The organism is Allorhizobium paknamense, assembly GCF_030815125.1.
Lineage (GTDB): Bacteria > Pseudomonadota > Alphaproteobacteria > Rhizobiales > Rhizobiaceae > Allorhizobium > Allorhizobium paknamense.
This window is the reverse complement of record NZ_JAUSWH010000005.1, coordinates 275228-301772: the sequence shown is the minus strand read 5'-3', so window position 1 is coordinate 301772 and position 26545 is coordinate 275228. Positions and strand designations below refer to the sequence as shown.

Annotated in this window: 25 protein-coding genes and 1 riboswitch; of the genes, 17 read left to right on the top strand and 8 right to left on the bottom strand. The window is 61.8% G+C overall.

The genetic code is table 11. The features are described 5' to 3' along the window. Positions 1–36: 36 nt before the first annotated feature. From QO005_RS10740 to QO005_RS10725, 4 genes are all read left to right on the top strand, one after another. Positions 37–795: an SDR family oxidoreductase gene (locus tag QO005_RS10740; RefSeq protein WP_307158079.1), complete on the top strand. Its 759-nt coding sequence runs from the start codon at positions 37–39 to the stop codon at positions 793–795. 124 nt (positions 796–919) lie between these two features. Beyond that, positions 920–1807, top strand: a complete 888-nt coding sequence (locus tag QO005_RS10735) for an NAD(P)-dependent oxidoreductase (protein ID WP_307158017.1) — start codon at positions 920–922, stop codon at positions 1805–1807. Further along, on the top strand, positions 1804–2145 hold the full coding sequence (locus QO005_RS10730) for a hypothetical protein (protein ID WP_307158016.1): 342 nt from the start codon (positions 1804–1806) through the stop codon (positions 2143–2145). The genes QO005_RS10735 and QO005_RS10730 overlap by 4 nt, the downstream gene beginning before the upstream one ends. A gap of 64 nt (positions 2146–2209) precedes the next feature. Beyond that, positions 2210–3223, top strand: coding sequence for a LacI family DNA-binding transcriptional regulator (locus QO005_RS10725; RefSeq protein ID WP_307158015.1), 1014 nt, complete (start codon positions 2210–2212; stop codon positions 3221–3223). Positions 3224–3287: 64 nt separating this feature from the next. Here the strand turns inward: QO005_RS10725 and QO005_RS10720 are convergent, their stop codons facing one another. From QO005_RS10720 to QO005_RS10705, 4 genes are all read right to left on the bottom strand, one after another. Continuing rightward, on the bottom strand, positions 3288–3926 hold the full coding sequence (locus QO005_RS10720; protein WP_307158014.1) for a CatB-related O-acetyltransferase: 639 nt from the start codon (positions 3924–3926) through the stop codon (positions 3288–3290). 382 nt (positions 3927–4308) lie between these two features. Further along, entirely contained in the window at positions 4309–5406 is a 1098-nt protein-coding gene (locus QO005_RS10715; RefSeq protein ID WP_307158013.1) for an ABC transporter substrate-binding protein, read from the bottom strand. A gap of 52 nt (positions 5407–5458) precedes the next feature. After that, positions 5459–6514 carry an ABC transporter permease gene (locus tag QO005_RS10710; protein ID WP_307158012.1) on the bottom strand — a complete coding sequence of 352 codons (1056 nt, stop codon included), beginning with the start codon at positions 6512–6514 and terminating at the stop codon, positions 5459–5461. A 16-nt stretch (positions 6515–6530) separates the two neighbouring features. Next, on the bottom strand, positions 6531–8027 hold the full coding sequence (locus QO005_RS10705) for a sugar ABC transporter ATP-binding protein (RefSeq protein WP_307158011.1): 1497 nt from the start codon (positions 8025–8027) through the stop codon (positions 6531–6533). A 210-nt stretch (positions 8028–8237) separates the two neighbouring features. Here QO005_RS10705 and QO005_RS10700 point away from each other — a divergent pair, with 210 nt between their 5' ends. Continuing rightward, on the top strand, positions 8238–9527 hold the full coding sequence (locus QO005_RS10700; RefSeq protein ID WP_307158010.1) for a glycerate kinase type-2 family protein: 1290 nt from the start codon (positions 8238–8240) through the stop codon (positions 9525–9527). A 71-nt stretch (positions 9528–9598) separates the two neighbouring features. On the opposite strand, the gene QO005_RS10695 is transcribed toward QO005_RS10700, so the two are convergent. From QO005_RS10695 to QO005_RS10685, 3 genes are read right to left on the bottom strand one after another with little or no spacing between them, the layout of a single operon-like run. Further along, positions 9599–10579: a PDR/VanB family oxidoreductase gene (locus QO005_RS10695; RefSeq protein WP_307158009.1), complete on the bottom strand. Its 981-nt coding sequence runs from the start codon at positions 10577–10579 to the stop codon at positions 9599–9601. Between the two features lie 37 nt (positions 10580–10616). After that, entirely contained in the window at positions 10617–11360 is a 744-nt protein-coding gene (locus QO005_RS10690) for a GntR family transcriptional regulator (protein WP_307158008.1), read from the bottom strand. A 3-nt stretch (positions 11361–11363) separates the two neighbouring features. Further along, positions 11364–12422, bottom strand: a complete 1059-nt coding sequence (locus QO005_RS10685; RefSeq protein WP_307158007.1) for an aromatic ring-hydroxylating dioxygenase subunit alpha — start codon at positions 12420–12422, stop codon at positions 11364–11366. A 292-nt stretch (positions 12423–12714) separates the two neighbouring features. Here QO005_RS10685 and QO005_RS10680 point away from each other — a divergent pair, with 292 nt between their 5' ends. Genes QO005_RS10680 through QO005_RS10660 form a run of 5 tightly spaced genes read left to right on the top strand, consistent with a single transcriptional unit; the run spans position 12715 to position 17264 of the window. Next, positions 12715–13887: an ABC transporter substrate-binding protein gene (locus QO005_RS10680; protein WP_307158006.1), complete on the top strand. Its 1173-nt coding sequence runs from the start codon at positions 12715–12717 to the stop codon at positions 13885–13887. Between the two features lie 17 nt (positions 13888–13904). Then, the gene (locus tag QO005_RS10675; protein WP_307158005.1) at positions 13905–14771 is read left to right on the top strand and encodes a branched-chain amino acid ABC transporter permease; all 867 of its coding nucleotides are present in this window, start codon (positions 13905–13907) and stop codon (positions 14769–14771) included. A 51-nt stretch (positions 14772–14822) separates the two neighbouring features. Beyond that, a complete protein-coding gene (locus QO005_RS10670; protein WP_307158004.1) occupies positions 14823–15809 on the top strand; it encodes a branched-chain amino acid ABC transporter permease in 987 nt (328 codons plus the stop codon). Beyond that, on the top strand, positions 15806–16570 hold the full coding sequence (locus tag QO005_RS10665; protein ID WP_307158003.1) for an ABC transporter ATP-binding protein: 765 nt from the start codon (positions 15806–15808) through the stop codon (positions 16568–16570). Before QO005_RS10670 ends, QO005_RS10665 begins: the two co-directional genes overlap by 4 nt. Next, the gene (locus QO005_RS10660) at positions 16551–17264 is read left to right on the top strand and encodes an ABC transporter ATP-binding protein (protein WP_307158002.1); all 714 of its coding nucleotides are present in this window, start codon (positions 16551–16553) and stop codon (positions 17262–17264) included. The genes QO005_RS10665 and QO005_RS10660 overlap by 20 nt, the downstream gene beginning before the upstream one ends. 111 nt (positions 17265–17375) lie before the next feature. Here the strand turns inward: QO005_RS10660 and ribB are convergent, their stop codons facing one another. Continuing rightward, on the bottom strand, positions 17376–18020 hold the full coding sequence (ribB, locus tag QO005_RS10655; RefSeq protein WP_307158001.1) for a 3,4-dihydroxy-2-butanone-4-phosphate synthase: 645 nt from the start codon (positions 18018–18020) through the stop codon (positions 17376–17378). Between the two features lie 116 nt (positions 18021–18136). Continuing rightward, positions 18137–18288: riboswitch (FMN riboswitch) on the bottom strand. A gap of 47 nt (positions 18289–18335) precedes the next feature. On the opposite strand from ribB, the gene QO005_RS10650 reads away from it, so the two are divergent. The 7 genes from QO005_RS10650 to QO005_RS10625 all read left to right on the top strand — a co-directional run bounded on the left by QO005_RS10650 (position 18336) and on the right by QO005_RS10625 (position 26477). After that, positions 18336–18533 carry a hypothetical protein gene (locus tag QO005_RS10650; protein ID WP_307158000.1) on the top strand — a complete coding sequence of 66 codons (198 nt, stop codon included), beginning with the start codon at positions 18336–18338 and terminating at the stop codon, positions 18531–18533. A gap of 12 nt (positions 18534–18545) precedes the next feature. Further along, a complete protein-coding gene (gene kdpF, locus QO005_RS24205) occupies positions 18546–18632 on the top strand; it encodes a K(+)-transporting ATPase subunit F (protein ID WP_370878050.1) in 87 nt (28 codons plus the stop codon). Between the two features lie 69 nt (positions 18633–18701). After that, positions 18702–20411, top strand: a complete 1710-nt coding sequence (gene kdpA / locus QO005_RS10645; RefSeq protein ID WP_307157999.1) for a potassium-transporting ATPase subunit KdpA — start codon at positions 18702–18704, stop codon at positions 20409–20411. A 69-nt stretch (positions 20412–20480) separates the two neighbouring features. Further along, the gene (kdpB, locus tag QO005_RS10640; RefSeq protein ID WP_307157998.1) at positions 20481–22517 is read left to right on the top strand and encodes a potassium-transporting ATPase subunit KdpB; all 2037 of its coding nucleotides are present in this window, start codon (positions 20481–20483) and stop codon (positions 22515–22517) included. A 2-nt stretch (positions 22518–22519) separates the two neighbouring features. Next, positions 22520–23089, top strand: a complete 570-nt coding sequence (gene kdpC, locus QO005_RS10635; protein WP_307157997.1) for a potassium-transporting ATPase subunit KdpC — start codon at positions 22520–22522, stop codon at positions 23087–23089. An 8-nt stretch (positions 23090–23097) separates the two neighbouring features. Continuing rightward, the gene (locus tag QO005_RS10630; RefSeq protein ID WP_307157996.1) at positions 23098–25788 is read left to right on the top strand and encodes a DUF4118 domain-containing protein; all 2691 of its coding nucleotides are present in this window, start codon (positions 23098–23100) and stop codon (positions 25786–25788) included. Then, the gene (locus QO005_RS10625; protein WP_307157995.1) at positions 25785–26477 is read left to right on the top strand and encodes a response regulator; all 693 of its coding nucleotides are present in this window, start codon (positions 25785–25787) and stop codon (positions 26475–26477) included. Before QO005_RS10630 ends, QO005_RS10625 begins: the two co-directional genes overlap by 4 nt. The last annotated feature ends 68 nt before the right edge of the window (positions 26478–26545 follow it).

Below are 26545 nucleotides of genomic sequence, written 5' to 3'. Positions count from 1 at the left end.
CTGAAATCCACGGAAATCACCAAGGCGGAGGAAGCCATGTCGCTCAAACTTTTCGATCTCACCGGCAAGCGCGCGCTCGTCACGGGCTCTTCCCAGGGCATCGGGCTGGCGCTGGCCAAGGGGCTGGCGGAGGCGGGCGCGACGCTGGTGCTGAATGGCCGCAACCGCGACAAGCTGGAGGCGGCCGCGACGGAATTTTCAAACCCTGTCGAGCTTCTGGACTTCGACGTGACGGATCATGCCGCAGCCCGCGCGGCTGTGGATGAATTTGAAGCGAAAAAAGGCGCCATCGACATTCTCGTCAACAATGCCGGGATGCAGCATCGAAGCCCGCTGGAGGATTTTCCAGCCGATGCCTTCGAGCGGCTTTTGCAAACCAATATTGCCAGCGTCTTTCATGTCGGCCAAGCGGTTGCCCGCCACATGATCGGACGCGGACGCGGCAAGATCATCAACATCGCCAGCGTGCAGACGGCGCTCGCCCGCCCCTCCATAGCCCCCTACACCGCCACCAAGGGCGCGGTGGGCAACCTCACCAAGGGCATGGCGACCGATTGGGCCAAGCATGGCCTGCAATGCAATGCCATCGCGCCAGGCTATTTCGATACGCCGCTGAATGCCGCACTTGTGGCCGATCCGGCCTTTTCCGCATGGCTGGAAAAGCGCACGCCCGCAGGCCGCTGGGGGCAGGTGGAGGAACTGGTCGGCGCCTGCATCTTCCTGTCCTCGGATGCCTCGTCCTTCGTCAACGGCCATATTCTCTATGTCGATGGCGGCATAACCGTCTCGCTCTAGAGCATAATCCGACCGGAGTGAAACGAGGACGAATAAGATTATGCTTAAAAAAGAACGGCTTGGAGCGCAGATCTGATTCAATCAGATCGAAAAGCGCTCCAACCAAAAGGGGGAGGAGAAGAGCATGAGCAACAGGGTAGCACTGATCGGCGCGGGCGCCATGGGCGGCGCCATCGGCAAGCGGCTGGTGGAAACCGGCAACGCGCTCACGGTTTTCGATCTCGATCCGGAAAAGCGGGCCGCACTGGTGGCGGTGGGTGCCAAGGAGGCCACAACGGCGGCGGAAGCAGCCTCGGCATCCGATACCGTCATCCTCAGCCTCAACTCCCCGGCCATCGTACGCGCGGCAGTCTTTGGCGAAAAGGGCGTGGCGGAAGGGGCAAAGCCGGGCACGCTGATCATCGACATGTCCTCCATCGATCCCGATGCCACGAAGGCCTTGGCGAAGGATGCAGAGGAAAAGGGCCTGCGCTGGGTGGACAGCCCCCTTTCCGGTGGCGCGCCCAAGGCCGCCATCGGCGAACTGACGCTGATGGCCGGTGGCAGGGAAGAGGATGTCGCGGATGCCCATAAGGTGCTGAAGCACGTGGCCAGCAACTACACCCATATGGGGCCCGTAGGCGCTGGACAGACGACGAAGCTCATCAACCAGGTGCTGTGCGGGCTGAATTTCATGGCCGTGGCGGAAGCGACGCAACTGGCGCTGGATGCCGGTGTGGATGCCGCGAAAATTCCGCAGGCGCTGAAGGGCGGACGGGCCGATAGCGCCATTTTGCAGGAATACATGCCGCGTTACGTGGCCCGCGATTACCGCCGCACCGGGCGGATCGACAATATGGTGAAGGATCTGAACGGCGCGCAGGATCTGGCGCGGCGCACCCATACCGCCATGCCGCTCACGGCGATCTGCGCCGAGGTGCACAGATTGATGACCGCAGCAGGCTTCGGCGGCGAGGACCAGGCCATGCTGATGGAATATTACACACGATCAAAACCGGAGGAGACCCAATGATCACGCGTTACGCCCTGTTCGAAGGCAAGGTGAAGGACGGCGAAACGGCAGCCTTTCGCGAGGCGGTGCTGACGGAAATCCTGCCGAAGTGGAAGCAGTTTCCCGGCGCGGTCTCCGTTCGCGTCACATTTTCCGATGCGCGGGATGAGGGTGCGCCGGAATTTCCGCTGATCCTTGCCATCAACTATCCGGATATGCAGGCGGTGGAACAGGCACTGGCAAGCCCGGTTCGGGCAGAGTCGCGCGCGGCGACGGAAAGCGTCGTGAAGCGCTTTTTCGATGGACGCATCCACCATCACGTCACGGAGGCGCATGAATTTCCGCTAATATCTGGCTGAACCCTTGGATGAGCGGCCAATAATCGATTATATTGTTGGTGATATCGATAACAATGGTCGCTTCATGAACCATCGCCATCGTCCGCCCACCATGGCGGATATTGCAAAAATCACCGGCGTCTCCCCGATGACCGTCTCGCGCGCCTTCAAGGGCGGCAGTCTGGTCAGCAAGGAGACGCGTGACGCCATTTTGCAGGCGGCGGAGGATCTTGGCTATGTCTTCGATTCCACCGCCTCCAACCTGCGCTCGCAAAAAAGCGACTTCGTGGCCGTGACCATTCCCTCCATCAACAACGCCAACTTCGCCGATACGGTGGGCGGGCTTTCGGAGGTGCTGGCGAGCCGCAACATGCAGACCCTGCTGGGTTACACCAATTACGACATGCAGGAAGAAGAGCGGTTGATCGAGCAGCTCTTACGCCGCAAGCCGCAGGCCATTGTGCTGACCGGCGGCAAGCATACGGCCCGGGGCCGCAAAATGCTCTCGCAGGCCCGCATTCCTGTGATCGAAACCTGGGATATTCCCGCAGACCCCATTGGCCATTATGTCGGCTTTTCCAATGCGGGGGCGGTGCGTGACATGGTCAGCCATTTCGTGGCCGTAGGCTATAGCCGCATTGCCTTCATCGGCGGCGATGTGGGCCGCGACACCCGCGGCTCGGACCGCCGTGTCGGCTTCGTGGAGGCCATGAAGGCGCACGGGCTGGACGCGACCCGCCTGATTGCCGCAGGCCAGCCGCCGATTTCCATGCGCGAGGGCGCGGATGCCATGGCACGGCTGCTTGAGCAATTTCCCGATACGCAGGCCGTGATCTGCGTCTCCGACCTCTCGGCCTTCGGCGCGCTCACCGAATGCCAGCGGCGCGGCGTTTGCGTGCCGGACCAGATCGCCATTGCCGGCTTCGGCGATTACGAAATCGGCGGTATTAGCGTGCCGACCCTCACCACCATCGACGCAAGAGCCCGGGACATCGGCCTGGAAACAGGCCGGCTCATCCTCGACATTCTCGATAACGCGCCAGATATTGGTGATGTCACGATAAAGCCGCAGCTCATTTTGCGGCAAAGCAGCCGGTGACGAAATCAGGGCATAGAGCTTGAATGCCGGCTAAACCGAACTCATCGCCGCGTCTTTCAAATAGTCAGTAACGGGCCGCTCTCAGCGCTTGCAAATCCCCGCTGGTGAGTGCTGGAAGATTTGCCTCGATAATCTCCAGAGGCCAATCCCACCACGCTATGTCTAGCAGTTCGGAGATGATTTCATCGGGGTAACGCATTCGAATGAGCGATGCTGGGTTTCCTCCCACAACAGCGTAAGGGGGAACATCCCTGGCAACCACCGAGGCGGCGGCAACAATCGCGCCCGAACCGATATTCACGCCTGGCATTATTGCGGCATTGTGGCCAATCCATACATCATGCCCCACAACAGTGTCCTTGACCGGAAGGTCCTTGTATCCAAACGTCTCCGGGTTGAAGATGCGAAATGGATATGTGGTGAAACCGGTCATCGGATGATTTGCCGAACTGGTGATAAAGTAGCTTCCTCTCGCAATCTGAACAAATTTACCAATCACCAACCGCTCACGAACGCCATGCCCCAGATAAGGAGCCAAAATGATCGCCGTATCTTCAGGTCTTCCGGAGTGTGTATAATAGCTATACTCGCCGATCTCCATGCGGGGATGGTCGACAACATTCTTCAGATAAACAGTGTCCCGGTACACACTCCCGTCGGGCAAGGTTATCGGGTGGACATCATTCACTTGAAGAAAAGCCATAACGCGTCTTTCGTTTAGAGCATAATCCGGTCGGAGTGAAACGAGGATCGACAAGATTATGCTTCAAGATTAAGTGTTGCAGCGCCGATCTGATTCAATCAGATCGAAAATCGCTCCAAATTCTAAACAGTCGCATTGACGTAAAAACGCGGCAACACGCGGGTCAATTCACCCATGTTATTCCGTCGATCTGCGGAGTGATACCGCCCCGGCGATATGGCACGCATGAATATTTTTGATGAAGATGTTCAGATGCGGCTATGGGCATTCTCAGTATTGTCAATACCAACTGCAAAGACTTGTCATCGCAATTGAACACCATGTAAAAAATTTCGATATAGCCCAAAAGCAGAAGGCGCGGCTTTCGCCGCGCCTCCTGTTCTCATTTGCCCCAGATCTTCTTATAGGCATCCCGGTAACCGTTATCCGGGTCGAAGGTGTTTTTCGGGCCACCGTCGAATTCGACATTCTCCGCCGTGACCACATGCAGCGGTGAGACGTAGCCGGACCAGTTTTCGCCTGCGAAGGCGCGGTTCAGTTCGTCCACCAATTGCCAGCCTTGCAGGTTGAGCGGCTCGGCCACCGTCACAGACTGATATTGCTTGGCGCGGATCCGTTGATAGGCGCTTTCAGAGCCGTCGCCGGCGGCGATGCTTTTCGGTTTGCCATCGCCATCGATCCCGGCGGAGGCAAGGGCCGGGCCCATGAAGTCGAAATAGATGTCGTTGATGGCCAGAGAATGGGTCCATTTGGCGCCGTATTTCTGCAGAAGCGTCGTGGTCAGCTGCGGCATGCGCTGCGAGGTTTCGGCAATCGGCGTATCCACATATTCCAGCACCGTGCCGCCCAGCTTTTCGATCTCGGCCTTCATGCGATCGGCCTTGGCGATGGCGATGGCGTAGGTGGAGTCGGTGAAGATCACCACGCCGGGCTTGCCGCCGGCATCGACAAAGGCGTAATCGGCGGCAACCCTGGAAACTTCCATGGCATCCGTGGTAACGTTGGCGAAGACGCCGACATCCGGCACGGGACCAATGGCAGGGGCCGCATGCCAGGAGACCATCGGGATTTTCGCAGCTTTTGCGGCTTCCATGGCAGGCTTCTGCTCCACCGCGTCGAAGCCGTTGATGATGATGCCGTCCGGCTTCAGCGCCATGGCCTGACCGAAGGCCGCCGTGCGCCCGCCAATCGAGCCGCCGCTATCCAGGACGGTGATCTTCCAGCCGATGGCGCTGGCGGCTTCCTGGATGCCGTTGGTCACGCCCAGAATACCGCCATTCTTCATGTCGGCGGCGACGATGACGATGGACTTGCCCTTGGCAGCCTTGGGGCCGGTGGTGGGTCCATCCCACTTGTCCACCTTGCTGGCATATTTCGCCACCATGGCCTTGGCGTCGGCCAGCGGATCGGCCAAGGCCGGACCGGCCGCCATCACGGTGATGGCAAGGGCCGTGGATGTCAGAAACGTTCTGCGGTTCATGGTTATTTTCCTCCCTCTGGAATTTTGAAGTTTTGCAAACTCTGGTTCTTTTTCATTCGGTCTTGCCCGTCTGCGGCGGTTTCGCCTTTGCGACATTCAGGCCCCGGCGGCGCTGGGCATAGCCGGCAATACCGATGGCAATCAGCAGCGTGACGCCGTTGAACAGCGGCTCGACATAGAAGGAACCGCCCAGTTGCTGGATACCGGCAATACCGACGGCGAGGATGATGACGCCAATCATCGTGCCCCAGACATTCACACGGCCAGGCTTGATGGTGGTGGAGCCCAGAAAGGCCCCGACGAGCGCGGGCAGCAGATATTCAAGCCCGACACTGGCCTGGCCAATGCGCAGCTTGGACGCCAGCAGCACGCCCGCCACCGCCGACAACGTGCCGGAAGCAATGAACGCGCCGATGACGAAGCGGCGAACCGGGATACCGTTCAGAGCTGCAGCCTTGGGGTTTGCGCCAATGGCGTAAACGTAGCGGCCAATCGGGGTATATTCGAGCACCACCCACATGATGACCGCGAGCACCAGCACATAGAGGCCGGTGATCGGCAGGCCGAAGACCATGGTGCCGTTCAGCGCATAAAAGCCCTGCGGCAACACGCCGATCATCTGGCGGCCACCCGTGTGCCAAAGCGCCAGAGCATAAATGACGGTTCCTGTGCCGAGCGTGGCGATGAAGCTGTCAATCTTCGCCACTTCCACCAGCACGCCGTTCAGCAGCCCGGTCAGCGCGCCCAGCGCCAGCACGATCAGCACCGCCACCGGCCAGGGCAGGCCCAGCATGGTTTGCAGGCTGATGGCAAGGATGTGCCAGAGCACAATGCCATAACCGATGGTGAGATCGATGCGCCCCGCCGCCATGGGGATCATCGCCGCCAGCGAGAGAATGGCAATGATCGTCTTGTTGGCGATGATCGAGCGCAGGTTCAGCACCGTCGGAAACGTATCCGGCAGGAGCAGCGAAAAGAACAGGATCAACAGCGCGGTCAGGATCACCAGACCGTAGACCGGGGTGAGCCGCAGCCATTTTTCGGTACGGCTGAGACCTTTCATTTCCGCGCGGGTGGGTTCAAGGGCAGTGGACTGGATGGACTGCATGACGGTTCTCCTGAAATCAAGCCGCTTCGGAGGCGGACGCCGCGGCGATGACGGCGGATGTGGTGAGCGCGGCCCCGTCCAGTTCCCGGACGATCCGGCCCCGCGAGAAAACAAGCGCCCGGTGGCAGATATGCGCGATCTCCTCGAAATCCGTGGAGATGACGAGAACGGCAAGGCCGCTTTCCACGGCCTCGGCAATCAGCCGGTAGATATCGGCCTTGGCGCCGACATCGACACCGGCTGTCGGGTCTTCGGCAATCAGCAGCTTGCGGCCCGTGGCAAGCCAGCGCCCCACCACTACCTTCTGCTGGTTGCCGCCGGACAGCGCCTCGATCGGCAGTGCCTGATCATTGGGACGCAGGCCCACCTGATTGCCGAGCGCGCCCGCAAGCTCCGCCTCCCGCGCCGGGCTCATCAGGGTGAAAAGCCCCCTGCCCGAAGCGCCGGGATTGATGAAGGTATTTTCCCGGAGACTGAGCGACATGGCGACGGATTCCTCCGTGCGATCGCGGGCAATCAGCCCGATGCCGGAGCGAATGGCGGCAACAGGGCTGGACAAATCGGGGGGCACGCCATGCACCTCCACCTTGCCGGTGGAGGCCTCGCAGCCAAACAATGCCCGCCCGATCAATTCCTGACCGGCGCCGCGCAGGCCCACAAGGCCCAGCAATTCGCCCTTGCGAAGATCGAAGGACACCGGCCCTGCGCCCCGGCAATAGAGATCGCGCACCGTCACCAGCGGCGCGCCGAGCGTGGCCTCCGGCTTGACGAACAACTGGTCGGCCTTGCGACCGACGATCATGCGGATCAGTTCATCGGAATTGGTTTCAGCCACCGCCGTCTGGCCCACCAGCCGCCCATCGCGCAGCACCGCGACCCGGTCAGCGATACGGAAGATTTCATCGAGACGGTGCGACACATAGATCATGGCCACGCCGCGTGCTTTCAGTGGGCGCAGCGCCGTGAAGAGCCGCTCCACCTCATCGGCGGGGAGGCTGGCGGTGGGCTCGTCCAGCACCAGAATATCGGCCTCCACCGCCAGCGCCCGAGCAATGGCCACCAGCGATTTTTCCGTGCGCGTCAGGTCCTGGACCCGGGTGGAAGGATCGAAATCGCAGCCGACGAGCTTCAGCGCCTCCGCCGTGCGCCGCTCGGTGCCACGCCAGTCGATCAGCTTGTTGCGCAAGGAAAAACCCTGGGCGAGTCCGACATTTTCCCCCACCGTCATCCATTCGATCAGGCCGAGATCCTGGTGAATGAAGGCCACCGGCTGGCGCTGGTTGGGCTTTGGCGGACGATGGTGATAGGCCGCCCCCCGAAAGGCGATCTCGCCGCCATCGGGTTTGTAAATGCCGGCCAGCGTTTTGATCAGCGTGGATTTGCCGGCCCCGTTTTCCCCGAGAAGGGCGAGAATTTCGCCACGATGCAGGGAGAGGGACACATCGCTTAAAGCGCGTGTTCCACCGAATTCCTTTGAGATGTTTCGAAATTCCAGTAGCGGCTGCTCTTGCATCTCGCTCCTCCCAAAGCTTGATCCTACAGGCGTTGCAAGACCATATGTTATCGATAACATGAAAGTCAAGACACGCTTTTTTGGATATGTCAATAGATAAATACACCTATAGGACGAGACATTAAATCTTGTGCCTTTTCGTCGCGTCTATATCGTTGCGGCGCCAAAGGCGGACATGCGATATGGCCCGGCCAGCAGCGAGGAGGAAACATGGCTTCAAGCCTTGAGAATAAAAGGATTTCGCCGGAAAATGCAGAGGCGGCGCATCTTCTGAGACAGGTTTTCGACCAGGCGCTGAAGGCCGTCGATCCGCTGCTGGCCGTTCCGCCCTTTCTGCCGCCCGAGCCCGCGGGACGCACCGTCGTGGTGGGTGCGGGCAAGGCCGCCGCCCGCATGGCGGAAGCCGTGGAGCGGCACTGGCAGGGACCGCTTTCCGGCACCGTCGTCACCCGCTACGGCCATGGGGCCGATTGCCGGAAGATCAAGGTGATCGAGGCCGGGCATCCCGTGCCCGACAGCGCAGGCGCGCTGGCTGCGGAGGAGATCCTCTCCGCCGTGCAGGGCCTGGGAAAAGACGATCTGGTGCTCTGCCTCATGTCCGGCGGCGGCTCGGCGCTGCTGACCCGTCCGGCTGCGGGCATCAGCCTGGAAGAGAAGCGCGCCATCAACCGCGCCCTGCTCAACAGCGGTGCGCCGATCCAGGAGATGAATTGCGTTCGCCGGCACCTCTCCGCCATCAAGGGCGGCGGCTTGCTCGCGGCCTGCGGTGCGGCCAGAGTGGTGACGCTGGTGATTTCCGACGTGCCGGGCGATGATCCTGCCGTCGTGGCCTCCGGTCCCACCGTGCCGGACGACACGACGCCCGCTGATGCTCTTGCCATTCTCAAACGCTATCGCATCGAGCCGCCTGCATCCGTTCTGGCTCATCTGACGGCAAACACGGAGAGCCGCAGGCCAAAACCCGCCCCAGGCACCGTGCATGTCATTGCCACCGCCCAGCAGGCACTGGAAGCGGCGGCAGACGCCGCCCGCACGCTCGGCATCACGCCGCTGATCCTGAGCGACCGCATGGAGGGAGAGGCGCGCGAGGTGGGCAAGGTCCATGCCGCCATTGCCTTGCAGATCCGCAATCACGCCCAGCCGGTTGCCGCCCCTGCCCTCATCCTCTCCGGGGGAGAAACCACGGTGACGGTGCACAATTCCGCTGGTCGCGGTGGCCGCAATCAGGAATTCCTGCTGTCGTTAGCGATTGCGCTGGACGGAGCGGACGGCATTCACGCGCTGGCCTGCGACACCGATGGCATAGACGGCTCCGAAGAGGTGGCAGGCGCCATGCTGCACCCGGAAACGCTGGCAATGGCGCGCATGGCCGGACTGGACCCGAAACAGCAACTGGCCATGAACGATGCCTACACCCTGTTTGCCGCCACCGACACGCTGATCGAAACCGGGCCGACGCGCACCAATGTCAATGACCTGCGCGCCCTATTGGTTTTATAAAGCATATCAGGAAAAGTAGAATCCGGTTTTCCGTCCGGAAATGCGTAAGAACAAAGGGTTACAGCGACCAATCAGGCGGCTTGCTCGCGGCGATAGCCGGTATCGACCACCAGCGTGCCGCCGCAGAGCCGTGAGACGCAGGCGCAGATGCGGGGATTTTCCTTACGTTCGCCTTGCGAAAAGAACACGTCTCGATGATCCACCTCGCCAGTGGCCGAGACAATGGAGACCGCGCAAAGTCCGCATTCGCCGCGCCGGCAATCGAAGATCATCGGCACGCCAGCGTCGGTCAGCGCGTCCAGCATGGTCTGGTCGGCGCGCACGGTGATGCTGCGGCCATAGCCTGCGACCTCCACCTCAAATTCCTGCTCGGCAAAGCGGCCATTATCACCGAACACCTCGTAGCGCAGGCGGCTCATCGGGCGGCCGCTGCGGCGCCAGATATCGCGGGCGGCTTCCAGCAGGCCAAGCGGACCGCAGATATAGGCCTCGGCATCTGGCGGCAGGGCCGAAAATTCCGCTTCGAGATCGAGATGCTGCCCTTCATCCTGAGAGAAACATTGCAGCCGGTCGCCCAGCAGGGCTTGCAGGGGTTCGGCAAAGGCCATGAGGCTGCGGTTCTTCGCGCCATAGACCATGCGCAGCGATTGACCCCGCGCCGCCAGCGCCTCAGCCATGCCATAGATCGGGGTAACACCGATACCACCGGCGATCAGCAGGTAGTGGGAGGCCCGCCAGGAAAGCTCAAAGCGGTTTTCCGGTTCCGTCATCTCGGTCTCATCACCCGGCTGCATGCGCCAGATGGCGGCAGAACCACCCCGGCTATTGGGATGCAGCTTCACGGCAATGCTGAGCGTGCCCGGCGCACTGGGAATGACGGTGTAGGTCCGAATGGCGGGGGCGCCGTTGATCATCACCTTGATATTGGTATGCGAGCCGGGATCGAAGGCGCTTTGCAGACCATCCACGGCAAAGGTCAACATGCGCACATCGGCAGCGGGCTCGGCCATGCTGATCACCCGGGCCTTGCGCCAGATCTGTTTGGATTTCATGGTTTCCTCCTCGAATTCTTTTGAATACCCACACACCCTAGCTGGCCAGCATTGCAAGCGAGAGCACCTTGCCCTTCAACTCCGGCTGCCGCTCCAGCACGAAATCGAGATTGTGCCGCGCCAGCCGTGCATGTTCACGCATCAGAGCCTCCACCCGTGCGCCCTCCCGGCGCGATATCGCCTCGACAATCGCCTTGTGCTGGGCTTGGGCAACGAACAGCGTTGCCTCGAAGGCGGGAATTTCCACCTCGGCCCCCGCCACGAAGGCATTGGGGCTGGCAAAGGGCAGACGGGTGACCCGCGCCAGTTCACGCCCGATCAAGTCACTGCCGCTCGCCCCTGCAAGCAGCCGATGGAATTCCGCGTTCAACCCGGCATAGGCCTCGAAATCCACGCTGCCCGGTACTTGCCCGAAGACACCGTCCAACCGCTCAACCAACTCGGAAAGAAGCCTGAGCCTGGCGGGAGCGACACCGCGTTCCGCCGCAAGCCGCGCGGCTGTTCCTTCCAGCACGCCGCGCAGTTCAATGGCATCGATGGCATCCTGACGGCTGAAGCGGCGCACCTCGTAGCCGCCGGAGGAAAGCGGCGTCAGCAACCCCTCCTGCTCCAGCGTCTGCAAGGCGGCGCGAAGCGGCGTGCGCGACACCGCCAGCCGGCTGGCCAGCGCCACCTCTGAAAGGCGTTCGCCCGCCGCCAACTGGCCGGTCAGAACCAGATCGCGCAGACCGAGCAGCGCCTTTGCCGTCTGTTGCCGGCCTGATGCCTGTTGCTCCGCCATGGCCTATTCCGCCGCGGCGGGAAAGGCCGTCCTGCCAGCCAGTTCCGCATCGATCATCCGGTCGATCAGCTTGCGCGCCCACATGGAACCGGCATCGATATTGAGGTTGTAGAACTGATGATCGGGATTGGCATCGATGGCCCGCTGCTGGGCCTCCAGCACCACTTCATCCTCGCGGAACACACCGGCCACGCCCTCGCGCAATTCATGGGTCCGCGCCTGGTTTTTCAGGTCGTAATTGCGGGCAAAGGCCCAGAAGTAAAGACAGGTCTTGTCGGTGGAAGGGGTAATGGTATTCAGCACATAGCCGTTTACACCCCTGGAGCGGTTGCCCTCGCGCGCGCCGGTTCCCGCTTCCGCCACGCCGACATCGATGGCCACCGTGCAGGGCGCTTCGAACCGGATGATCTGCCAGCGGTCCACCTTGCCGGGGCGGCCATATTGCTTGGCCCAGAAAGGTGGCGGGTTGATGCCCTCCATCCAGCGGGTGATATAGGCGAAGCGGTCGGAATGGGTGGCCTCGAAGGGCGATTCGGCCACGGCGCGGTCACCGATGGACGAGCCGTGCACAAAGGTCTCATGCGTCAGATCCATCAGATTATCCACCACCAGGCGATAATCGCATTTCACCTCGATCAGCTTGCCATCCGCCGCCCAGTCAGGATCGTTGTTCCAATGCAAGTCGGGAATGAGCGCAGGATCCGCCAGCGCCGGGTCGCCGGGCCAGATCCAGATGAAGCGATGCTTTTCCGCCACCGGATAGGATTTCACGCAGGCAGAGGGATTGATGGTGTGCTGCGAGGGCATGTAGACGCAGCGCCCCGTATCGTCGAATTCCAGCCCGTGATAGCCGCAAATGACATTGTCACCCTCAAGACGCCCGAGCGAAAGCGGCACCAGCCGGTGCCAACAGGCATCCGCCAGCGCGACGGCAGCGCCGTCCTGCTTGCGATAAAGCACGACAGGCTTGTTGCAAATGGTGCGGGCCAGAAGGCCGCGCTTGACCTCCACATCATAGGCCGCCGCATACCAGGCATTCAGGGGAAAAGTCGGTCGGGTCATGATCTGTCCTCCTAACAGACCCCAAGCAGGCCACGATGTATACAGATTGTCAATTCACAAGTTCAATATGGAGTTTTAACGGGCATAAATAGCGTACTTTCTATTTTAGGAAGATTTTCTGTATACAATGACTGAAACGCCTCAGCGGGAATGACTCTTCACCAGATTGAGTGCCGGACATAACTTGTGGGTTATATTCACACTCCTTTAATTCATTTTACTTCCGCTTGGCGTTTTGCAATTCTGGCAAAGATGCGGGCGCTGGAGGCTGCCTGTCTCAAGGGAGGGAATCATGAAAATCTGGCTGGGTGCTGCTGCGGCGGCGCTGATCTTTGCATCGTCGGCTGCGGCCGATACCATCAAGGTTGGGGTTATCGGGCCATTTTCCGGCCCCTTTGCGCTGCAGGGCAAGAACTTCAAGGCCGGCATTGATGCCTGGTTTGCCCTTCACGGCAAATCGGTGGGCGATCACACCGTCGAGGTGGTCTACCGCGACGTGCCCCAGGCCGACCCCGCGCAATCCAAGGCGCTGGCGCAGGAACTGGTGGTCAAGGAAAAGGTGCAATATCTCGCCGGTTTCTACTTCACGCCGGATGCCATGGCCGCAACACCCCTGCTGAAGCAGGCAAATGTGCCGATGGTGGTGATGAATGCAGCCACCTCGGCCATCGTCACCAAGAGCCCTTATGTAGTGCGGACCTCCTTCACCACCTGGCAGACCTCGACACCCATCGCCAAGGTAGCCTTCGATGCCGGGGTGAAGAAAATGATCTCGGTGGTCAGCGATTACGGACCGGGTGTCGATGCCGAAAACGCCTTCAAGGCCGCCTATACCGCAGCGGGCGGCACGGTGGTGGAAACCGTGCGCATGCCGCTAGCCACCAATGATTTCAGCCCGATCATGCAGCGGGTCAAGGATTCAGGCGCCGAGGGCGTGTTCGCCTTCCTGCCCTCCGGCCCGACGACGCTCGGCTTCGTCAAGGCCTTCAACGACAATGGCCTGAAGGCCAAGGGCGTCAAGCTCTTTGCCCCCGGCGACCTGACGCAGGAATCAGACCTGCCGGCGCTCGGGGAATCGGCCCTTGGCATGCAAACCACTTTCCATTACGCGATCTCGCATGATTCGCCGGAAAACAAGGCTTTCGTCGAGGCCGCGGCCAAGGCCATTAGCAACCCGAAGGAACTCTCCTTCCCCGCCGTCGGCGCCTATGACGGCATGTATGTCATCAGCAAGATGATCGAGGCCACCGGTGGCAAGCAGGATGCCGAAAAGGCCGTAGAGGCCGTCAAGGGCTTGTCCTGGACCAGCCCGCGCGGCCCCGTGACCATCGACCCCGAAAGCCGCCATATCACCCAGACCATCTATCTGCGCGAAGTGGCGAAGACGGCGGATGGCAGCTATTACAACAAGGAAATCAAAAGCTTCGAGAAGCAGGGCGATCCGGGCCTGGCGGCAGCCAAGTAAGGACGCAAGGGAGCACCATGCAAACGGTACTCAGCATTTTCACCGATGCCCTGGCCTATGGCATGGTGCTCTTCGTGATTTCCATTGGCCTCTCGGTCACCATGGGCCTGATGCGGGTGGTCAATCTCGCCCATGGCGCTTTTGCGATGATCGGCGGCTATCTCGCCTCCTATGCGGTGCAGGGGCTTGGCCTTGCCTATGGGTTTGCGGTGATCGTCGCGGTGATCGGCACGATCATCATCGCCATTCCCCTGGAACGCTTTCTCTACCGGCGCATCTATGGCGCACCGGAATTGACCCAGGTGCTGATGACGATCGGCATCACCTTCGCCGTGATCGGCATCGCCAATTTCATTTTCGGGCCAACGCTTAAAACCATTCCGCTGCCGTCAGCGCTGGCCGGGCCGGTGGATCTCGGCTTCCGCACCATTGCCAGCCATCGGATCTTCGTCATCCTCTGCGGATTGATCGTGGCGGCAGCCCTGTGGTTCACATTCGAGCGCACGGCCTTCGGCGTCAAGCTGAGAGCGGCGGTGGACAATGCCGCCATGGCTGCGGCGCTTGGAGTGCGCACGGAGGTGATCTACGCCATCAGCTTTGCCATTGCCGTCGGGCTTGCCGCGCTTGGCGGCGTCATCGGCGCCGAACTGCTGCCGGTCGAACCTTATTATGCCCTGCGCTACATGGTAACCTTCCTGGTGGTGGTCTCGGTCGGCGGGGCGGGCTCCATTCCCGGCGCGCTGACGGCCTGCCTGCTGCTTGGCGCCATCGATACCACGGGCCGCTATCTCGCCCCCGAATATGGCGAATTCTTCTTCTATCTCGCGGTGATCGTCATCATCTCGATCTTCCCGCGTGGCCTGATGGGCAGGCTGAAACGATGAAAGCACCCTCAGACCATGCACAACACCGGACCTAACGCGTTGAAAAACGGCATGGCGACATCGGCAACTCCCTTAGCGCGCGGTCAGCGCCTGCGGTCCGCGATCGCACCGCTGGCGATCCTTATGCTTGCGGCCATTGGCTATCTGCTGTTTCCCGACAATCTGGCGCTTCTGACCCGCATCATCTCGATTGCGCTGCTGGTGCTGGCGCTTGATCTCGTCACCGGCTATTGCGGCATTGCCACGCTCGGCCATGCGGCGCTGTTCGGCGCAGGTGCCTATGCCAGCGGTATTGCCGCCGTGCACTTCTCCATCACCGATCCGCTTGCCATGACGGCCATCGGCGCCGCAGGCGGGGCGGTCGCCGGTCTCCTTTCCGGCGTCGTGCTGCTGCGCGCCCATGGCCTGCCGCAACTGGTCCTGTCCATTGCCGTCATCCATCTGTTTCACGAGGCCGCCAACAAAGCCTCCGGCTGGACCGGCGGCAGCGACGGTCTTTCCGGCATTGCGCCGGACGCCCTCTTCGGCCAGTTCGAATTCGACCTCTGGGGACACACCGCCTATCTCTACGGTGCCGGCCTGCTGTTGCTGATCTTCCTTCTGCTGCGCCTGCTGACCGCTTCACCCTTCGGAATGCTGTGCCGAGGCATCAGCGAGGATCGCATCCGCATTCAGGCCATGGGGGCGGCGGTGAACGGCACGATCTTGAAAATGTTCGTCATCTCCGGTGCGGTGGCGGGCGTCGGCGGTGCGCTGAACGCCATTTCGACGCAGGTGGTCGGCTTGGACAGCCTGAGCTTTACCCTCTCCGCCGAGGCCCTGGTCATGCTGGTCCTGGGGGGCGCTGGTTCGCTGTTCGGTGGCCTGTTCGGCACGGTGATCTTCATGTGGTTCGAGGATCTGGTCTCCGCCGCCAACCCCTTCCACTGGCTCACCATTGTCGGTCTGCTGCTGATTGCCGTGGTGCTGTTTGCGCCGCGCGGCCTTTACGGCGCGGCGGGCGCTCTCCTCAAGCGTTTTCACAGGAACCGGTCATGACGGCTGTTCTGGAAGTTTCCGGCCTCAACAAGAGCTTTGGCGGCCTGGCCGTGACCAATAATGTCTCACTCTCGCTTGAGCCGGGGGACCGGACGGTGTTGATCGGGCCGAATGGCGCGGGCAAGACCACCTTTGTCAATCTCGTCACCGGCAATCTCAGCCCCACCTCCGGAACAGTGCGGGTGGCGGGCGAGGATGTCACACGGCTTTCCGCCAGCGAACGGGTGCGGCGCGGGTTGGTGCGCTCCTTTCAGGTCACACGGCTTTTCCAGGACATGACACCGGAAGAGCATGTGGCGCTCGCCATTCTGCAACGGCAGGGAAAGACCGGACGGATGTTCGGGCACTATGCCGCCATGGCTCCGGTCATGGAGGAGGTACGCGATATTCTCGGCACGCTCGGGCTTTTGCCGCTGGCTGAAACCCGGGTACGGGAGATCGCCTATGGACAGCAGCGGCTGCTGGAAATCGCGCTTGCCATGGCGCTACGGCCCAAGATCCTCTTGCTGGACGAACCTGCGGCAGGCGTACCTTCCACCGAAACCGCCCGTATCGAACAGGCGCTGGACCGGCTGCCCGCCGATCTTGCCGTGCTGATGATCGAACATGACATGGATCTCGTTTTTCGCTTTGCCAAGCGCGTGGTGGTGCTGGCGGCAGGCACGGTCATCTTCGATGGCGACCCGCGTGCCGTTACCGAAAATGCCGAGGTCCGCGCCGCCTATCTGGGGAGCTATGCCGATGCCCGCCGCCACGCTTGACATCACCGGCCTCACGGCAGGCTATGGCCCGACCCGGGTGATCGAGGACCTGTCGCTCTCCGTACCCAAGGGAGCAAAACTGGCGGTGCTGGGCCGCAATGGCGTGGGCAAGACCAGCCTATTTGCCACGCTGGCCGGGCAGACACGGCGCTTTTCCGGCGACATCAAGCTGGACGGCAAGGATATCACGGCCCTTCCAAGCGCCCTGCGTGCGCGGGCAGGTCTGGGCTATGTGCCGCAGACCCGGGACGTGTTTCCAACGCTGACAGTGGAGGAAAATCTGTTCGTCGGCCTCAAGGACAGGCCGAAAGCCGCGCTGGAGGAAGCCTATAACCTGTTTCCCCGCCTCAAGGAGCGCCGCCGCAATCTCGGCTCGCAGCTTTCTGGCGGCGAGCAGCAAATGCTCTCGACCATGCGCAGCATTCTGGGCCGTCCGAGCGTCCTGCTGCTGGACGAACCGCTGGAGGGGCTCGCCCCTGTTATCTGCGAGGAGCTTATGGCCGCCTTCACGCAACTGGCGGCCACCGGCGATATGACGATCCTGCTGGTGGAACAGCGCATCCAGACGGCGCTCGATTTTGCCGATCGCGCCATCATCATGGAACGCGGGCGTATTGTCTGGCAGGGCTTGCCCGCCGATCTTATCGGCAACCCGGCACTGATCGAGGCCCATCTCGGCCTTGGCCTGCATTAGAGCATTTCCAGGAAAGTGGAAGCCGGTTTTCCGTCCGGAAATGCATAAAAACAAAGATTGAGAATGTTTCCTGGAAAAGTGGAATCCACTTTTCCAGGAAATGCCGCAGGATCAGGCTGCGGCGAATTCCTTCACCTGCGTGTCCTTGCCCTTCTGCTTGAGCCAGGCGATGAGATCCTCGATGGCGATCAGCGGCAGGCCGTTTTCTTCGGCAAAGCGCTCGAGATCGGGAAGGCGGGCCATTTCACCGTCATCCTTGGCCACTTCACAGATCACACCGGCAGGATAAAGGCCGGCGAGACGGCAGAGATCAATCGCGGCTTCCGTGTGGCCGGGGCGCTCGATCACGCCGCCCTTCTTGGCGCGCAACGGAAACATGTGGCCGGGGCGCGCAAAATCCTCAGGCCGGGCTTTGTCATCCACCAGAGCACGGATCGTCGCGGCGCGATCACCGGCGGAAATGCCAGTGGTGGTGCCGGGCAGGTAATCGACGGAAACGGTAAAGGCCGTTTTATGCAGTTCGGTGTTGTTGGGCACCATCAACGGCAGTTGCAGCGCATCCAGCCGCTCGCCCTCCATGGAAATGCAGATCAGGCCGCGCGCCTTGTTCATCATGAAAGCCACCTGTTCCGGCGTCACCTTTTCGGCAGCCACAACGATATCACCTTCATTCTCGCGATCATGATCATCGACCACGACAATCATCTCTCCACGGGAGATGGCGGCGATGGCATCTTCAATACTGGAAAAACTCATAGTCTTGCCTTTCAAGGGTTTCGCTGGAAAACCAGCCATTCTGCGTGCCGAAACACGCCAAACTCCCTTGGGCGAACAGGCGCTCTCAGCCTTGCCGGGCGGCAAGGCTTCCTATCGCTTGTCCTCTTCCATCCGGACTATACCGTCGGCTCCGGCCTCTCACCGGATCTGCTGACCTTTTCCGCATAAAGCGAAAAAGCGCTCGCGGGCTCCGGGCTCAACACCCGATACCGCCGGTGGGGAATTTCACCCCGCCCTGAGAACACTACAAAGATAATAGACTAATCTTGCAAAAGGCAAGCCCCGATTAACACCTTGGGTTTCAAACCTGATCTTTATTTTTTCCTGATGCGCATCGCGGCTTTTCGGAATCGAAGCCTGATCCGCTTTGGATCTAAGGCTGTTCCTGTTCCAACAGGAGAACCGGATATGTCCGACCTTATTTTTCTAGCGCTTGGCTGCGGCGGCTTTATCGTGCTCGCCCTTTATGCCGGCGCGCTCGACCGGCTTTGACGGAGGCTTGCCATGTTTGAGCCTCTGCTTGGTCTTTTCGTTGCGCTCGCGCTTGGGGTCTATCTCGTCATCACCCTGCTCAGACCCGAGCGTTTCTGATCCCTCCGGCTTTCATAACGTTCGCTGTGCTTTCCGCATCCCTGACGGATGCGTTTCAGGAGACCCATCATGTCCATCGTCGGGTGGCTACAAATCAGCCTCCTCTTCCTCGCGGTGCTCGTCGCCATCAAGCCGCTGGGCCTTTACATGGCTCATGTCTTTTCCGGCGGGCGTACCTGGCTTTCACCGGTGCTTGCCCCTGTTGAAAAGGGCTTCTATCGCCTCTCCGGCGTGAGCCCCGACAAAGAGCAGGGTGCTCTCGGTTATACGGTATCGATGCTGGCCTTTTCGCTGGCCGGTTTTGCCGTGCTCTACGCCATTTTGCGCCTTCAGGCGTACCTTCCGCTCAACCCCCAGGGGTTTGCGGGCATGACACCGGATCTGGCCTTCAACACAGCCATGTCCTTCGTCACCAACACCAACTGGCAGAATTACGGCGGCGAAAGCACGTTGAGCAATTTCAGCCAAATGGCCGGGCTGACCGTGCAAAATTTCCTCTCGGCCGCCACCGGCATGGCGCTGGCTGTGGCCTTCACCCGCGCCTTCATCCGCTCCAAGGCCACAACGCTTGGCAATTTCTGGGTCGATGTCACACGCGCCACGCTCTACATCCTGCTGCCGCTGTCGCTGGTCACGGCGCTCATCTTCGTTGCCATGGGCCTGCCGCAGACGCTGGATGCCTCGGCCACGGCAACGACGCTGGAAGGAGCAAACCAGGTGATTTCGCTGGGGCCTGTTGCCAGCCAGGAAGCCATCAAGCAGCTTGGCACCAATGGCGGCGGCTTCTACAACGTCAATGCCGCTCACCCGTTTGAAAACCCGAGCGCCTGGTCCAACTTTCTCAACATCTTCGCCATGCTGTGGGTGTCCTCGGCGCTGGTCTATACCTTCGGCCAGATGGTCGGCAATCGCCGCCAGGGCTGGGTGCTGATCGCCTCGATGGCGGCCCTGCTGATTGCCGGCGTCATCGCCATCTACTGGGCGGAAACCTACGGCAACCCGATCCTGAATGCGCTCGGCATCGATCCGTCCATGGGCAATATGGAAGGCAAGGAAGTGCGTTTCGGCCAGGCCATGACCGCGCTCTATGCGGCCGTGACGACGGGCCTTTCCGACGGTGGCGTCAACGGCATGCTGGGCTCCTTCACCGGGCTTGGCGGTCTGGTACCGCTCTTCCTCATCCAGCTTGGCGAGGTGCTGCCGGGCGGTGTCGGCTCGGGCCTTTACGGCATTCTGGTCTTCGCGCTGCTGTCGGTTTTCGTTGCTGGCCTGATGGTCGGGCGCACGCCGGAATTCCTGGGCAAGAAGATCGAAGGCCGCGAGATGAAATATGCCATGCTCGCCGTGCTCATCCTGCCGTTGGCCATTCTCGGCTTTACCGCCATCTCCGCCATGTCGCCCTTTGCCGTCGCCGCCATCGGCACGCCGGGGCCGCATGGGCTGTCGGAAATCCTCTATGCCTATACCTCAGCCGTCGGCAATAACGGCTCTGCCTTCGGTGGCCTTTCCGGCAATACGCTCTGGTACAATACCACGCTCGGCATTGCCATGCTGCTTGGCCGCTTTGCCTATATCGTTCCGGTCATGGCCATTGCCGGTTCGCTGGCCGCCAAGATCAAGACGCCTGCCTCAGCCGGAACCTTCCCGACCGATGGGCCGCTGTTTGCCGGACTGCTGATCGGCATCATCCTCATCGTCGGCGGGCTGCAATTCTTCCCGGCGCTGGCGCTCGGGCCGATTGTCGAGCACCTGGCCATGCTGGCCGGTCAAACCTTCTAAGTTCGTTTCGTGCATATCCAGAGGAAGGCTGCGTTGAGCCTTCCCGGACATGTTCCAAAGGTCATCCTCATGTCAAAAGATCATAAAGCTCCGAGCCTTCTTGATCCCGCCATCATCTTTCCCGCCATGCGGGACGCGGTCGTGAAGCTCAATCCGCAGCAATTGCTGCGCAATCCCGTAATTTTCGTCACCGAAATGGTCGCCGTGCTGGTCACGGTGATGTTCCTGCGCGATCTGATCTCCAATCCCGGCGAGGCGCGCTTCTCCGGTCAGATCGCCGCCTGGCTCTGGTTTACCGTGCTCTTCGCCACCTTCGCGGAAGCCGTGGCGGAGGGCCGTGGCCGCGCCCAGGCGGAAAGTCTGAAAAAGACCAAGTCGGAAATGGTCGCCCGCCGCCTCACCGGCAATGGCAACACGGAGAGCGTGCCGGCCAGCCGGTTGAAGATCGGCGACATCGTGCTGGTGGCCGCCGGTGAACTGATCCCCGGCGATGGCGAGGTGATCGAGGGCGTCGCCTCGGTCAATGAAAGCGCCATTACCGGCGAATCCGCGCCGGTGATCCGCGAATCCGGCGGCGACCGCTCCGCCGTCACCGGCGGCACGGAAGTGCTGTCCGATGAGATCAGGGTGAAGATCACCGTGCAGCCCGGTTCTTCCTTCGTTGACCGGATGATCGCGCTGATCGAAGGCGCCCAGCGCCAGAAGACGCCGAACGAAATCGCCCTGTCCATCCTGCTCTCCGGCCTGACGCTGATCTTCCTGTTCGTCTGTGTCGCCATCTGGGGTCTTGCGGGCTATTCCGGCACACTGCTCTCGGTCACCGTGCTGGCCGCCCTGCTCGTCACGCTGATCCCGACCACGATCGGCGGCCTGCTCTCGGCCATCGGCATTGCCGGCATGGACCGGCTGGTGCGGTTCAACGTCATTGCCACCTCCGGCCGCGCGGTGGAAGCGGCAGGCGACGTGGACACCCTGCTCCTCGACAAGACCGGCACCATTACCTACGGCAACCGCATGGCCAGCGACTTCATCGCCGCGCCGGGCGTGACCCAGGCGGATGTGGCTGAGGCCTCGCTGCTGGCCAGCCTGCCGGACGAAACGCCGGAAGGCCGTTCCATCGTGGCGCTCGCCACAGGCGAATTCGGGCTTGCCCTGCCGGAAGCGCAGTTTGACGACATCATCCGCTTTACCGCCGAAACGCGCCTTTCCGGTGTCGACAAGGCGGGCAGGCGCCTGCGCAAGGGTGCAGTCGATGCCATCCTGCGCTTCACCGGCATCAGCGAACAGCAGGCCCCGCAGGAATTCCGCCGGGCCGTGGACCAGATTGCCCGCTCCGGTGGCACCCCGCTGGCCGTGGCCGATGGCAATCGCCTGCTCGGCGTCATCCACCTGAAGGATGTGGTGAAACCCGGCATCAAGGAGCGCTTTGCGGCCCTTCGCGCCATGGGCATCCGCACCGTCATGGTCACCGGCGACAACCCGGTCACGGCGGCGGCAATAGCCTCCGAGGCAGGGGTGGACGACTATCTCGCCCAGGCAACACCGGAGGACAAGCTCGCCTATATCCGCCGCGAACAGCAGGGAGGCCGGTTGATCGCCATGTGCGGCGACGGCACCAATGACGCGCCGGCGCTCGCTCAGGCCGATGTGGGCGTGGCCATGCAGACCGGCACGCAGGCCGCCCGCGAGGCGGCCAATATGGTGGACCTCGATTCAAGCCCCACCAAGCTGATCGAGATCGTGGAAATCGGTAAGCAATTGCTGATGACGCGCGGCGCGCTGACCACCTTCTCCATTGCCAATGACGTCGCCAAATATTTCGCGATCATTCCGGCCATGTTCGTCGTCACCTATCCGGCGCTGAACAGCCTGAACGTCATGGGGCTTGCTTCGCCGAAATCGGCCATCCTGTCGGCGGTCATCTTCAATGCGCTGATCATCATCGCCCTCATTCCGCTGGCGCTGAAGGGCGTGCGCTATCGCCCGGCGGGGGCCGCCTCGCTGCTGCGCCGCAACCTCTTCGTCTATGGGCTTGGCGGCATTCTCCTGCCCTTTGCCGGTATCAAGGCCGTCGATCTGGCCGTTGCCGCTCTTCATCTGGTGTAATCATGCTTCATCACCTCAGACCCGCTTTCACCCTCGTGCTGCTGATGACCGTACTCACCGGCCTCGGCTATCCCTATGCCGTCACCGGCATTGCCGAAACCCTGATGCCAGCCAAAGCCAATGGCAGCCTGATCGAAAAGGACGGCAAGGTCATCGGCTCCAGCCTGATCGGCCAGAACTTTACCTCCGACCGCTATTTCTGGCCGCGTCCCTCCGTAACGCAGCCGGATGCCTATAACGCTGCCAATTCGGTGGGTTCGAACCTCGGCGCCACCTCGAAGGCCCTGCATGACCGCGTGGCTGGCACCATCGACAAACTGAAGGCGAGCGGCATCACCGGCCCCGTGCCCGCCGATGCGGCAACCGCCTCCGGCTCGGGGCTCGATCCGCATATCTCGCCCGCCTTTGCAGGCGCGCAGATCAGCCGGGTGGCCAAGGCGCGCAATGTGCCGGAGGCCGATGTGCAGACGCTGGTGGCGGAACATCTGGAAAAACCGGCTCTCGGCTTCTTCGGTGAGCCGCGTGTTAACGTGCTAGAGCTTAATCTGGCACTGGATACCCTGCAAAAATGAGAGGCTGAATGGCAAAGGACGACCGTGAGGACGACCGCCGCCCCGATCCCGACGCCCTGCTTGCCCTGGCGGAGAAAGACCGCCGGGGCAAGCTCACGGTTTTTCTGGGGGCGGCACCCGGCGTGGGCAAGACCTATGCCATGCTGTCGCGCGCCCACCGGCTGAAGGCCGATGGCGTGGATCTGGTGGTGGGCCTGGTGGAAACCCATGGGCGCGGCGAAACCGCCGCTCTGCTGGAGGGACTGGACGTTCTGCCACGGATCCGCATCGCCCACCGCAGCCGGGTTCTGGAGGAGTTCGACCTCGATGCCGCCCTTGCCCGCAGGCCGCAATTGATCATCGTTGATGAACTGGCCCATTCCAACCCCGCCGACAGCCGCCATCCGAAGCGCTATCACGATATCGAGGAATTGATTGCCGCCGGCATCGATGTCTGGACGGCGCTCAACATCCAGCATCTGGAAAGTCTTGCCGATCTGGTGGCGCAGATCACCGGCGTCACCGTGCGCGAGCGCGTGCCGGACGTGGTGCTGAAGCGCGCCGACGAGGTGCTGCTGGTGGACCTTGCGCCCACCGAACTGATCGAGCGGCTGAAGGAGGGCAAGGTCTATCTGCCCGACAGCGCCAACCGCGCCGTGGACCGCTTTTTCCGTCTCGGCAATCTGACCGCCCTGCGCGAGCTTGCCCTGCGCCGCACCGCGGACCGCGTGGACGACCAGATGGTCGATTACCTGAAGCAGAATGCCATCGAAGGCCCATGGGCGACCGGCGAACGGCTGATCGTCTGTGTCGGTCCGGATGATCTTTCGGAAAAGGTCGTGCGCGTGGCAAGCCGCATGGCCTCCGGGCTCAACGCCAACTGGATCGTCGTTTCCGTCGAACATGCCGACCGCGAGCAGACGTCGGCGGATGCGCTGCGCAAGGTCGAGAGCCTGTTTCGCCTTGCCGAGCAACTGGGCGCGGAGACCCGGCGGATCATCGGGCGTGACTTCGTGGAGGAAATCCTCAAGCTCGCCCGGCGCGAACATGCCACCCAGATCGTCATCGGCGCAAAACCCCGGCATGGCATTCGCCGGTTTTTCGGCGAATCCCTGCCCGATGCCCTGTCACGGCAGGTGGTTGGCGTCGGCCTTTATCTCGTCACGCCGGAAAAAGCGCAGGCAAAGCCGCTGAAACGCCTGCCGCCGCCGCCCAGTCTCAAGACGGCGGCGCGGCCACTGGCGCTGGCGCTGGGGGCCGTTGCGATGACCACGGCAATCGGACTGGGCATCACGCTTTTCATCTCGCTGCCCAATATTTCGCTGCTCTACCTGGTGGCCGTGCTGGGATGCGCCATGACCGGCGGCTATCTTTCCGCCTTCATCGCGGCACTGGCTTCGACGCTTGCCTATAATTTCTTTTTCATCCCACCGGTTCACACCTTCACCATTGCCTCACCGCATGAGGTGTTTGCCCTCTTCGTCTTTCTCGGGGTGGCCATCCTGGCGGGCGGTTTTGCTTCACGCGTTCGCGAACAGGCCGAAATTGCCCGCAAGCGTGCGACGGAATTGCAATCGCTGCATGATTTTTCCCGCAAGCTTGCGAGTGCGGCCAAATCCGACGATGCGATCTGGCTCACCGTTTCGCAATTGCAGATGTCGCTGAAACGCCGGATCGTGCTGCTGATGCCGAAGGAGGAGGAATTGCAGGTGGCGGCCGCCTGGCCGCCGGATACGGAACTGGACGTGACCGACCTGACGGCTGCCCGCTGGGCCGAGGACAAGCGCGAAGCCTCCGGCCATGGCACCGGTACGCTGCCGAACAGCCGGTTCGAGTTCCGCCCGCTGCTCGGCCCGCACGGCATTGTCGGTGTCTGCGGCATCGAGCATGGGGAAGGCGGGCTGGATCTGAATGCCGAACGGTTGCTGGCCGCCGTTCTCGACCAGACGGCCATTGCGCTGGACCGGGCACGGCTGGCGGAAGAAAGCGTGCGTCAGGCCGCCCGGCTGGAGGGCGAGCGCTACCGCGATGCCCTGCTTTCTTCCATCTCCCACGACCTGAGAACCCCGCTTGCCACCATCACCGGCGCCGTGACCAGCCTTCGGCAATTGGGCGACCGGATGAGCGAGGAAAGCCGCAACGACCTCCTGCAGTCTATTGAGGAGGAAAGCAGCCGGATGAGCCGGTTCGTCGCCAATCTGCTGGACATGACGCGGATCGAGGCCGGAACGCTGAAGCCGAAGCGCGATTGGGTGGACGTGGCCGATGTGGTGCAGGCTGCCGTGGAGCGCACCCGCAAGCACGCGCCCGGCGTGAAGATCGAGACCGGCCTTGCCGCCGACCTGCCGCTGATGACAGGCGATGCGGTGCTTTTGGGTCAGGTTCTGTTCAACCTTCTCGATAATGCCGTGAAATATGGCGGCGGCGAGCCGGTAAACGTCTATGCACGGCGTGACGGCGGGCATGTCTTGATCTCGGTTACGGATCTTGGCAAAGGCATTCCATCGGAAGATCTGGACCGGATTTTCGAAAAATTCTACCGTCGCGGCAAACCGGATGGCCGCGCACCGGGCACCGGTCTCGGCCTTTCCATCGCCCGCGGTTTCGTGGAGGCCATGGGCGGGCGTATCCATGCCGAAAGCCCGGCCATGCGCAAGAAGGGAACGCGCATCGTCATGCGGTTTCCCGCCGGGGATGACAGTGAAAGCAAGCTTGCATGAACGCACCGCGTATTCTCATCGTCGATGACGAGCCACAGATCCAGCGCTTCCTGAAACCGGCTCTGACCGCAGCCGGTTTCGACGTCCTCGAAGCGCTGACCGGGGCGGAGGCGCTGAAGGCCGTGGCCACCCAGGCGCCCGATCTGGTGATCCTCGATCTCGGCCTGCCGGATATGGACGGCAAGGAGATCATCGCCCATCTGCGCGGCTGGAGCGAGGTGCCGATCATCATTCTGTCGGCTCGCGACCGGGAGAGCGAGAAGATTGCCGCGCTCGATCTCGGCGCCGACGACTATGTGGAAAAGCCCTTCGGCATCGGCGAACTCACCGCCCGCATCCGCACCGCGCTGCGCCATCGCGGCCGCAGCGAAAGCATTCCCAGCCTGATCGAAGCCGATGGGCTCGGCATCGATACCGTCAAGCGGCTGGTGTTTCGCGGCAGCGAACAGGTGCATCTGACACCGAAGGAATACGATCTCCTGACGCTGCTGGCCCGCCATGCAGGCCGGGTGGTGACGCATCGCACCCTGCTCACTGCCGTCTGGGGGCCGGCGCACGGCGATGATCTGCATTATCTTCGGGTCTTCATCGGCCAGTTGCGGCAGAAGATCGAGCGGGATCCGACCGAGCCGAAGATCGTGCGCACCGAACCCGGCGTCGGCTACCGCCTGGTCACCGATCAGGATTGATCCGATCCGCCTTCTACCAAGGCTCGAAGATGCTAGAGCATGTCGCGCAAAAGTGTGCAGCGGTTTTG

Bases quoted from the DNA above. Each gene is read 5' to 3' on its own strand.
- QO005_RS10695 (WP_307158009.1), bottom strand. From the start codon at position 10,579: ATGAAATCCAAACAGATCTGGCGCAAGGCCCGGGTGATCAGCATGGCC.
- QO005_RS10670 (WP_307158004.1), top strand. From the start codon at position 14,823: ATGGCGACATCGGCAACTCCCTTAGCGCGCGGTCAGCGCCTGCGGTCC.
- QO005_RS10680 (WP_307158006.1), top strand. From the start codon at position 12,715: ATGAAAATCTGGCTGGGTGCTGCTGCGGCGGCGCTGATCTTTGCATCG.
- QO005_RS10705 (WP_307158011.1), bottom strand. From the start codon at position 8,027: ATGCAAGAGCAGCCGCTACTGGAATTTCGAAACATCTCAAAGGAATTC.
- QO005_RS10630 (WP_307157996.1), top strand. From the start codon at position 23,098: ATGGCAAAGGACGACCGTGAGGACGACCGCCGCCCCGATCCCGACGCC.
- kdpB (WP_307157998.1), top strand. From the start codon at position 20,481: ATGTCAAAAGATCATAAAGCTCCGAGCCTTCTTGATCCCGCCATCATC.
- QO005_RS10700 (WP_307158010.1), top strand. From the start codon at position 8,238: ATGGCTTCAAGCCTTGAGAATAAAAGGATTTCGCCGGAAAATGCAGAG.
- QO005_RS10710 (WP_307158012.1), bottom strand. From the start codon at position 6,514: ATGCAGTCCATCCAGTCCACTGCCCTTGAACCCACCCGCGCGGAAATG.
- kdpA (WP_307157999.1), top strand. From the start codon at position 18,702: ATGTCCATCGTCGGGTGGCTACAAATCAGCCTCCTCTTCCTCGCGGTG.
- QO005_RS10740 (WP_307158079.1), top strand. From the start codon at position 37: ATGTCGCTCAAACTTTTCGATCTCACCGGCAAGCGCGCGCTCGTCACG.
- kdpF (WP_370878050.1), top strand. From the start codon at position 18,546: ATGTTTGAGCCTCTGCTTGGTCTTTTCGTTGCGCTCGCGCTTGGGGTC.
- kdpC (WP_307157997.1), top strand. From the start codon at position 22,520: ATGCTTCATCACCTCAGACCCGCTTTCACCCTCGTGCTGCTGATGACC.
- QO005_RS10685 (WP_307158007.1), bottom strand. From the start codon at position 12,422: ATGACCCGACCGACTTTTCCCCTGAATGCCTGGTATGCGGCGGCCTAT.
- QO005_RS10665 (WP_307158003.1), top strand. From the start codon at position 15,806: ATGACGGCTGTTCTGGAAGTTTCCGGCCTCAACAAGAGCTTTGGCGGC.
- QO005_RS10730 (WP_307158016.1), top strand. From the start codon at position 1,804: ATGATCACGCGTTACGCCCTGTTCGAAGGCAAGGTGAAGGACGGCGAA.
- QO005_RS10625 (WP_307157995.1), top strand. From the start codon at position 25,785: ATGAACGCACCGCGTATTCTCATCGTCGATGACGAGCCACAGATCCAG.
- QO005_RS10720 (WP_307158014.1), bottom strand. From the start codon at position 3,926: ATGGCTTTTCTTCAAGTGAATGATGTCCACCCGATAACCTTGCCCGAC.
- QO005_RS10735 (WP_307158017.1), top strand. From the start codon at position 920: ATGAGCAACAGGGTAGCACTGATCGGCGCGGGCGCCATGGGCGGCGCC.
- QO005_RS10675 (WP_307158005.1), top strand. From the start codon at position 13,905: ATGCAAACGGTACTCAGCATTTTCACCGATGCCCTGGCCTATGGCATG.
- QO005_RS10725 (WP_307158015.1), top strand. From the start codon at position 2,210: ATGAACCATCGCCATCGTCCGCCCACCATGGCGGATATTGCAAAAATC.
- QO005_RS10690 (WP_307158008.1), bottom strand. From the start codon at position 11,360: ATGGCGGAGCAACAGGCATCAGGCCGGCAACAGACGGCAAAGGCGCTG.
- QO005_RS10715 (WP_307158013.1), bottom strand. From the start codon at position 5,406: ATGAACCGCAGAACGTTTCTGACATCCACGGCCCTTGCCATCACCGTG.
- QO005_RS10660 (WP_307158002.1), top strand. From the start codon at position 16,551: ATGCCCGCCGCCACGCTTGACATCACCGGCCTCACGGCAGGCTATGGC.
- ribB (WP_307158001.1), bottom strand. From the start codon at position 18,020: ATGAGTTTTTCCAGTATTGAAGATGCCATCGCCGCCATCTCCCGTGGA.